The organism is Litoribacter ruber (genome assembly GCF_018449405.1).
GTDB lineage: Bacteria > Bacteroidota > Bacteroidia > Cytophagales > Cyclobacteriaceae > Litoribacter > Litoribacter ruber.
Window position 1 is genome coordinate 111,172 of record NZ_JAHCMY010000008.1, and the last position, 6,917, is coordinate 118,088.

At 46.5% G+C, this 6,917-nt stretch carries 8 protein-coding genes and 1 other RNA gene; 2 read left to right on the forward strand and 7 right to left on the reverse strand.

Annotation, left to right across the window (positions count from 1 at the left end):
- Positions 1–134 precede the first annotated feature (134 nt).
- The 6 genes from trpB to KI659_RS14025 form a co-directional block, all read right to left on the reverse strand.
- Positions 135–1,316, reverse strand: a complete 1,182-nt coding sequence (gene trpB, locus KI659_RS14000) for a tryptophan synthase subunit beta (protein ID WP_213945989.1) — start codon at positions 1,314–1,316, stop codon at positions 135–137.
- The gene (locus KI659_RS14005; protein WP_213945990.1) at positions 1,306–1,953 is read right to left on the reverse strand and encodes a phosphoribosylanthranilate isomerase; all 648 of its coding nucleotides are present in this window, start codon (positions 1,951–1,953) and stop codon (positions 1,306–1,308) included. Before KI659_RS14005 ends, trpB begins: the two co-directional genes overlap by 11 nt.
- Entirely contained in the window at positions 1,950–2,765 is an 816-nt protein-coding gene (gene trpC / locus KI659_RS14010) for an indole-3-glycerol phosphate synthase TrpC (RefSeq protein WP_213945991.1), read from the reverse strand. Before trpC ends, KI659_RS14005 begins: the two co-directional genes overlap by 4 nt.
- Positions 2,766–2,776: 11 nt before the next feature.
- Positions 2,777–3,787: an anthranilate phosphoribosyltransferase gene (gene trpD / locus KI659_RS14015; RefSeq protein WP_213945992.1), complete on the reverse strand. Its 1,011-nt coding sequence runs from the start codon at positions 3,785–3,787 to the stop codon at positions 2,777–2,779.
- A gap of 68 nt (positions 3,788–3,855) precedes the next feature.
- Positions 3,856–4,449, reverse strand: coding sequence for an anthranilate synthase component II (locus KI659_RS14020; RefSeq protein WP_213945993.1), 594 nt, complete (start codon positions 4,447–4,449; stop codon positions 3,856–3,858).
- 3 nt (positions 4,450–4,452) lie between these two features.
- A complete protein-coding gene (locus tag KI659_RS14025; protein WP_213945994.1) occupies positions 4,453–5,853 on the reverse strand; it encodes an anthranilate synthase component I family protein in 1,401 nt (466 codons plus the stop codon).
- A 235-nt stretch (positions 5,854–6,088) separates the two neighbouring features.
- Here KI659_RS14025 and KI659_RS14030 point away from each other — a divergent pair, with 235 nt between their 5' ends.
- Entirely contained in the window at positions 6,089–6,319 is a 231-nt protein-coding gene (locus KI659_RS14030; protein ID WP_213945995.1) for a hypothetical protein, read from the forward strand.
- 3 nt (positions 6,320–6,322) lie between these two features.
- On the opposite strand, the gene KI659_RS14035 is transcribed toward KI659_RS14030, so the two are convergent.
- A complete protein-coding gene (locus tag KI659_RS14035) occupies positions 6,323–6,607 on the reverse strand; it encodes a hypothetical protein (protein ID WP_213945996.1) in 285 nt (94 codons plus the stop codon).
- Positions 6,608–6,728: 121 nt separating this feature from the next.
- On the opposite strand from KI659_RS14035, the gene ffs reads away from it, so the two are divergent.
- Positions 6,729–6,819: signal recognition particle sRNA small type (gene ffs / locus KI659_RS14040), an RNA gene on the forward strand.
- The last annotated feature ends 98 nt before the right edge of the window (positions 6,820–6,917 follow it).

The window sequence follows — 6,917 nt, forward strand, 5'->3', positions numbered from 1 at the left end:
TAGGTACCAAGATACCAGGTACAAGGTACAAACACACACATCAATTACAGGTGCCTTGATTGCACAGCAATCAAGCACCTCCCTCATCTCGCCGCGAAGCAGCTACTTTATACTTTGTACTTAGTACTTAGTACTTAATATTCCCCCCACTTAATATACGTCTCCAAATCCTTATCTCCCCTGCCGGAAAGGTTGATCACAATTACGTCATCGGGTTTGTATTCGATCTGGTTCAAGGCATGGAGGGCGTGGGCGGATTCGATCGCGGGGATGATCCCCTCCAGCTTACTCAACTCCACACCGGCCTTCATGGCATCCTTGTCTTCCACTGCCACAAATTCTCCCCTACCCACATCAAACAAATGGGCATGAACTGGCCCTATACCTGGATAGTCAAGTCCTGCGGAAATGGAATGGGGCTCCACCACCTGTCCATCCTCCGTCTGCATCAGCAAAGTCCTGCTGCCGTGTAGGATGCCAAGCTTGCCTAGCGCTGTAGTGGCCGCTGACTTGCCACTGCTGACTCCCAAGCCCGCTGCCTCGGCAGCTACAAGTCTCACCCCAGGGGTGTTGTAGTAATGATAAAATGCACCCGCTGCATTGCTGCCACCACCAACACAGGCAATGACAATATCCGGATTTTCACGTCCTTCTTTTTCCTGCAGCTGTTTTTTGATTTCTGCGCTGATCACCGACTGGAATTTGGCTACCATCTCAGGGTAAGGGTGCGGGCCGACCACAGAACCTATTATATAATGCGTGTCCACAGGGTTGTTGATCCACTGCCGCATGGCCTCGTTGGTGGCGTCTTTGAGCGTCTTGCTGCCGGATGTGGCGGGCACCACCGTGGCACCGAGCAGCTTCATCCGCTCCACATTGGGCTTTTGCCTCTCCATATCGACCTCGCCCATGTAAACCGTGCACTCCATTCCCATCAAGGCGCAAACAGTTGCTGTCGCTACCCCATGCTGCCCGGCACCGGTTTCGGCGATGATCCTTTTCTTGCCCAGCTTTTGGGCCAGGAGGATTTGACCAATGGTGTTGTTCACCTTATGGGCACCTGTATGGCAGAGGTCCTCGCGCTTGAGGTAGATTTTGGCTTTGTATTTTTCAGATAGCCTGGCGGCAAAATATAAAGGAGTAGGCCTTCCCACGTAATCTTTGAGCAGGTCATAAAACTTCTTCTGAAAATCCTCATCTTCAATGATGCCCAGATAGCTATCCCTCAACTCTTCTATATTGGGATACAGCATTTCGGGGATGTAAGCCCCACCAAATTTGCCGTAAAACCCATTCTTATCTATTTCAATTTTCATTTTCTTGTGCTCTAAGTTTTTCTACAAAAGTCTTTACCAGCTCCACATCCTTGATACCCGGCTCCAGCTCAAACTTGGAATTGATGTCAATCCCTGCCATTTTGGGATGCTTTTTCTGCAGTTTAACCAGTTCACCCACATCATCGGAGGCTATTCCGCCGCTCAGGAGATAGGGAGTCTGAAGGTCATAGGCTTCTAAAAGCTGCCAATCAAACCTTCTTCCCGAACCTCCAAAAGAGCTCGTTTCGGTATCAAAAAGGAAGTAATCAGCCAAGCCATCAAACGGCCTCAAATCCTCCATGCGCAGCTCTTTGCCGATTCTGAAAACCTTGATCACCTTTACGTCCAATGCCTCTTTGATATTTTTGACAAAATCGGCATCTTCATTCCCATGGAGCTGAATGACATCCAATTGAAATTCCTGAACAGTTTTCAGGATCTCAGAAAAGGCACTGTCCACAAATACCCCCACTCTATCCTGCCCTTGGGAACTGAAAAAATTGCTTTCATGAACACTTTCACCGATAAACCTTGGTGATTTGGAATAAAAAATCATTCCCAACATATCCGGACTGCAATTCTGCAGGAGGCTATTTACATTTTCAGTGTCTTTTAATCCACAGACTTTTATGATCATTTTGTTATGGTTTGGTTTTTAAGTAAACGTCTGTATTGTTTCATAAACTGGTAAGCAGCTTCCTGCGGGTTGGAGGCCTTCATGAAGTTTTCCCCGATCAGAAACCCATCAAACCCTGCCTTTTTCAGCTGTAGCATTACCTCAGGGTCAGAAATGCCGCTTTCGGAGATCTTGACAAATTTATCCGGAATGACATCCACTAGGGAAAGAGAGTTTTCCACTGACACCTCAAAGGTTTTCAAGCTCCTGTTATTCACCCCCACCAAGTCCAGGTCATCGCAAATTGACCTTTCCAGCTCCTCGGCATCGTGAACCTCCATCAGCACTTCCAGCCCCAATGATTTGGCGGTTGCTGCTAAGCTCTTCAACCTATTTGGCTCCAATGCCGCTGCTATTAGCAACACACAGTCAGCCCCAATGGCCTTTGCCTCTACCAACTGATATTCATCAATCACAAAATCTTTTCTCAGAATAGGGCAAAAGTTGAATTTCCTGGCCATGGTCAGGTCATCATTCTTTCCACCAAAAAACTCCGTATCCGTCAGGATGGATAATCCCGAGGCTCCGGCTTGCATATAGCCAATGCTCGTGGCCTCCACCTTAGCAGAATCATTGATTATTCCTTTGGAAGGAGATTTCCTTTTGAACTCAGCGATTATGCCCGTTTTTTCGGGATTGCACACGTACTTTTTCATGGAAACCACCTGGTTGGGGAAAAAGATGCTTTGTTCCAAAAACTTCACGGGAACAAGACTCTTGCGCTCCTCAACTTCCTTTATTTTGTGTGATATTATTTTGTCTAAAATATTCATAGGTAATAGGTTTATGCTAAAGAGATACTTGTTTTGGGGTTGATGAGACTTTTGAATGCCGTCAGGGCCTTTCCGCTCTTTAGGGCTTCAGATGCTTGGCTTACTGCTTCCTCACGGGAAAGTTCTGGTCTGCCTGTCATTAAGGCTAAGGATGAATTGGCTATAACAACCGCATTTTGTTCCTTTGTTCCTTTTCCTTTTAAAATGCTTTCGAAAATCTTGGCAGACTCCTCAATCGTTTCTCCTCCTTTGATGCTGGAAGCTTCCAGCTTTTCAAAGCCCAAATCCTCGGGAGTCAGCACTTCCTCTCCCCGATTGGAAATCACCTTGAAATCCCCCGTGAGGGAAACTTCATCGTAGCCATCCAAGGCATGTAGCACACTGAACTGCACTTGGTTGTTTTGATAGAGGTAGCCATAAAGCCTGGCCAGTTCAAGGCTAAATACGCCTACCAGTTGCTTTTTAGGAAAACTGGGGTTCACCATGGGGCCCAGCATGTTGAAGAATGTTTTCACCCCCAGTTCCTTTCGGATTGGTCCCACATTTCTCATGGCTGGATGAAACAAGGGCGCATGTAAAAAACAGATACCGGCCTCGTCCAGATTTTTTCTCAAAAGCCCCTGATCTGCCGTAAATTCATACCCAAAATAGGCCAGCAGATTGGACGAACCGCAAATGGAGCTCACCCCGGTGTTGCCATGCTTGGCAACTGGCTGCCCACAAGCCGCCACGATAAAGGAGGAAAGGGTGGAAATATTGAAGGTATCCTTCCCGTCACCCCCCGTGCCGCAAAGGTCTATGGCATCATATCCGTCCAAGTCCACGGGATTGCATAGCTCCAACATGGCCTCACGGAAACCCATGAGCTCTTCCACGGTGATGCTTCTCATCAGATAAACGGTCATGAAAGCGGCCATCTGGCTGGGATTATACACCCCACTGGTAATGTTTTTCAATACATCCCTGGCCTGCTCCTTGGATAGGGTCCGGTGCTCAAAAAGTTGATTCAGTATTTGTTTCATTTTTTTTAAATATTGTACAAAGTACTGGGTACTATGTATTAAGTATATAATTGCGTTTTTGACCGGTCCTACTTGGTACCTGGTACTTGGTACTTGGTACTCTGAATCCAATTTTCCATCACCTCTCTCCCCCACTCCGTCATAATGCTTTCTGGGTGAAACTGGACGCCGCGCAGCCTATATTCTTTATGCCTGATGGCCATCACCTGGCCGTCCGGGGTCTTGGCAATTACTTCCAGTTCAGCGGGCAATGTGGATTCATCGATCACCCAGCTATGATATCTCCCTATCTTGAATCGCTGAGGCAAACCAATAAACAAACTGTCTTCCTGAACTTTAACTTCAGAAGCCACCCCATGTACTACTTCAGAAAGATTGGTTAGGGAGGCGCCGAAAGCCTCGCCGATGGCCTGATGGCCGAGGCACACCCCTAGAATATCTTTTGTTGAAGCATATTGTTTAATGAGCTCGGGCATGATGCCGGCTTCAGAAGGAATGCCCGGACCTGGAGACAAAAGGATCTTATCATAAGCCTCCACATCGGCAAGGCTGATTTTGTCATTTCTATACACATCCATCTTCGGTCCCAAACCCAGTTCACGGAGGATGTAGACCAAGTTGTAGGTGAAGGAATCGTAATTATCTAATACGAGTAGTTTCATAGTTTATACTTCTTCAGCCATTTTAAGAGCCGTTCTCAAGGCTTCCAATTTATTGTTCACTTCCTGCAATTCGCTTTCAATAGAGGATTTGGCAACCACGCCCGCCCCAGCCTGATAGCGGAGGTGGTTGTTTTCCGATACAAAGGACCGGATCAGGATGGCGTGGTTGAAATCTCCATTGAATCCCAGATATCCGATGGCACCCCCGTAGAATTTCCGGCTGGTGTTTTCCAGTTCATCAATGAGCTGCATGGCTTTGTATTTTGGTGCCCCCGACAAGGTGCCGGCGGGAAAGGTGTCTGCTACCAACTGAAGCGGGTTGGCACCTTGGGGCAGCCTTCCGGTAACTTTTGACACCAAATGGATCACATGGCTGTAGTATTGGATTTCCTTGAAAACCTCCACCTTGACCTCTTCGGAACTTCTGCTCAGGTCATTTCTGGCAAGGTCAACCAACATCACGTGCTCCGAATTTTCCTTGGGATCATCGTAAAGCTTACGGGCCAATTCCGCATCTGCCAAATCATTCCCTGTCCTCTTGAAGGTTCCGGCAATTGGGTAGATGGTGGCCGTGCGACCGTTGACCACGATCTGGGCTTCGGGAGAACTGCCAAAAACCTTGTAGGAGCCATAGTCGAAATAGAAAAGGTATGGAGAGGGATTTATGGAGCGAAGCGCCCTATACACGTTGAATTCGTCACCCTTAAAGGCTGATTTGAACATCCTGGAGAGCACGATCTGAAACACATCCCCCCTAAAACAATGCTCCTGGCCACTTTTGAGAATCTCCAAAAATTCCGCATCAGTATAGTTGCTGCTCTCCTCGCCTTCCAGCCTGAAGCTGTAAGAGGGAATGTTGCGGCTTTCGAGAAGCCTTTCGATCTCCGGTATCCGGCTTTCCTGCCCATTAACGGAATGCTCGAAGATGTAAAGTTCGTTTTTAAAATGGTTGACCACAATCACAAAGCGGTACACCGCATAATGCAAGGTAGGTATGCTGGAGGGCTGTGGGTTTTCAAGTTGGATGTCCTCAAACTGGCTCACCGCGTCATATTGGGAATAGCCAAAAAGGCCGTTGCTGATAAATTTGAAGTCCAATTTTTCAGCTTCAAATTTCCCGGAAAACTCCCTGAGCTTGTCCATCAGCTTTTCGCCCTTGGAAAGTTCATACACCACCTTTTCATCTTTGGGAAGCCTTTCGGTGACCTTTCCACCCGAGAAGGAAAAGGAGGCCAAGGGGTCAAAGCAGATGTAGGAATAACTATTTTCCTGACCATGGTAATCCGAGCTTTCCAACAAGATGGGATTGGAATACCTGTCCCTTACCTGCAGGTAGAGGCTCACCGGTGTCAGGGTGTCGGCAAGCAGTTTTTTAAAACGGGTATGGATGTGTATTTTTTTCATATTGGATTAAAACAAAATAAAAAAGGGCTTACTGTTAGCCAGCAAGCCCTTAATGGTAAATATCATTAATCACTCAAATACTATTGGGTATAGCATGCCGGTCTCCTTCTTTAGAAAGCAGATGATGCCACCACCAATATTGAGTTTGATTTAAAAACATATGAACAATAGTTAAGGCAAATGTAAAAAACCTTTTAATTTTACTAAAATAATTTACATAAAAATTTCAAATAAAATGTCACAACCTATTTCTCAGTACTTTAAAAGAACTTTTGAAGATTACAAGGTCTTGGTTAAAGTCAATCCTGCTGACTGGACCGGCACCGAGCTCATCATCCACCCTGACGGCAAAGTTGAAAAAACCGAAATGGAGTTTGACGATGAAGTGCTCGAAGATCTTGCCGAGGACGAGTTTGAAAGCTGCAGCCCGCTGGAATTTAACCTCCATTTGAAAGGCCTGGCTTAACCATTATTGGTCGGGCTGCTCATTGTTGCGGTGCCATAATGGGGCTACTTCTCTTTCTTCCACGTTGGTCAGTTCCTGATTTACAAAAGTGGCCAACACATAAAAGCGCTCATCCCGCTGCACCCTGTACACTTTCGTTTCGCCGTCAAGTTGGCTGATGACGGCATGTGGGTTTCTTCTTAGGAATTGGTTTTCCGACATTCCCAACCGGTATTCATCGCGTTGGGCAAAAATAGCACAGGAGCTTACAAGGGTTACAAAGCTGAGGAGAATGAGTAGTTTTTTCATAAATGCATTTATAACAATTTTATTGCCATTTTTTGGCCTTGATTTATAATACGTTAGTTGTTTACCTGAAGTTATTTTCGCCCTTGCGTTTGGAATAGAAGGCTTTTTATCTACCTTTGTACTCAAGCGGCACGACCAGCTCCCGCTGAATCCCCCAGGTCCGGAAGGAAGCAAGGGTAGGCGGTCGTAGCGGTGCGATGCCGCTTACTTTTTTGTTTATAGTTTATTCGGCCTTCGGCCTGGTTTATGGTTTACTTGCCATTTTTTTCACTTCACCATTCATCATTTAATTCCGTGACTGACCCGAAAT

What these genes read in the sequence shown, in the direction of transcription:
- trpB (WP_213945989.1), bottom strand. Translation starts at nt 1,316, where the DNA reads ATGAAAATTGAAATAGATAAGAATGGGTTTTACGGCAAATTTGGTGGG.
- KI659_RS14005 (WP_213945990.1), bottom strand. Translation starts at nt 1,953, where the DNA reads ATGATCATAAAAGTCTGTGGATTAAAAGACACTGAAAATGTAAATAGC.
- KI659_RS14035 (WP_213945996.1), bottom strand. Translation starts at nt 6,607, where the DNA reads ATGAAAAAACTACTCATTCTCCTCAGCTTTGTAACCCTTGTAAGCTCC.
- trpC (WP_213945991.1), bottom strand. Translation starts at nt 2,765, where the DNA reads ATGAATATTTTAGACAAAATAATATCACACAAAATAAAGGAAGTTGAG.
- KI659_RS14030 (WP_213945995.1), top strand. Translation starts at nt 6,089, where the DNA reads ATGTCACAACCTATTTCTCAGTACTTTAAAAGAACTTTTGAAGATTAC.
- KI659_RS14020 (WP_213945993.1), bottom strand. Translation starts at nt 4,449, where the DNA reads ATGAAACTACTCGTATTAGATAATTACGATTCCTTCACCTACAACTTG.
- trpD (WP_213945992.1), bottom strand. Translation starts at nt 3,787, where the DNA reads ATGAAACAAATACTGAATCAACTTTTTGAGCACCGGACCCTATCCAAG.
- KI659_RS14025 (WP_213945994.1), bottom strand. Translation starts at nt 5,853, where the DNA reads ATGAAAAAAATACACATCCATACCCGTTTTAAAAAACTGCTTGCCGAC.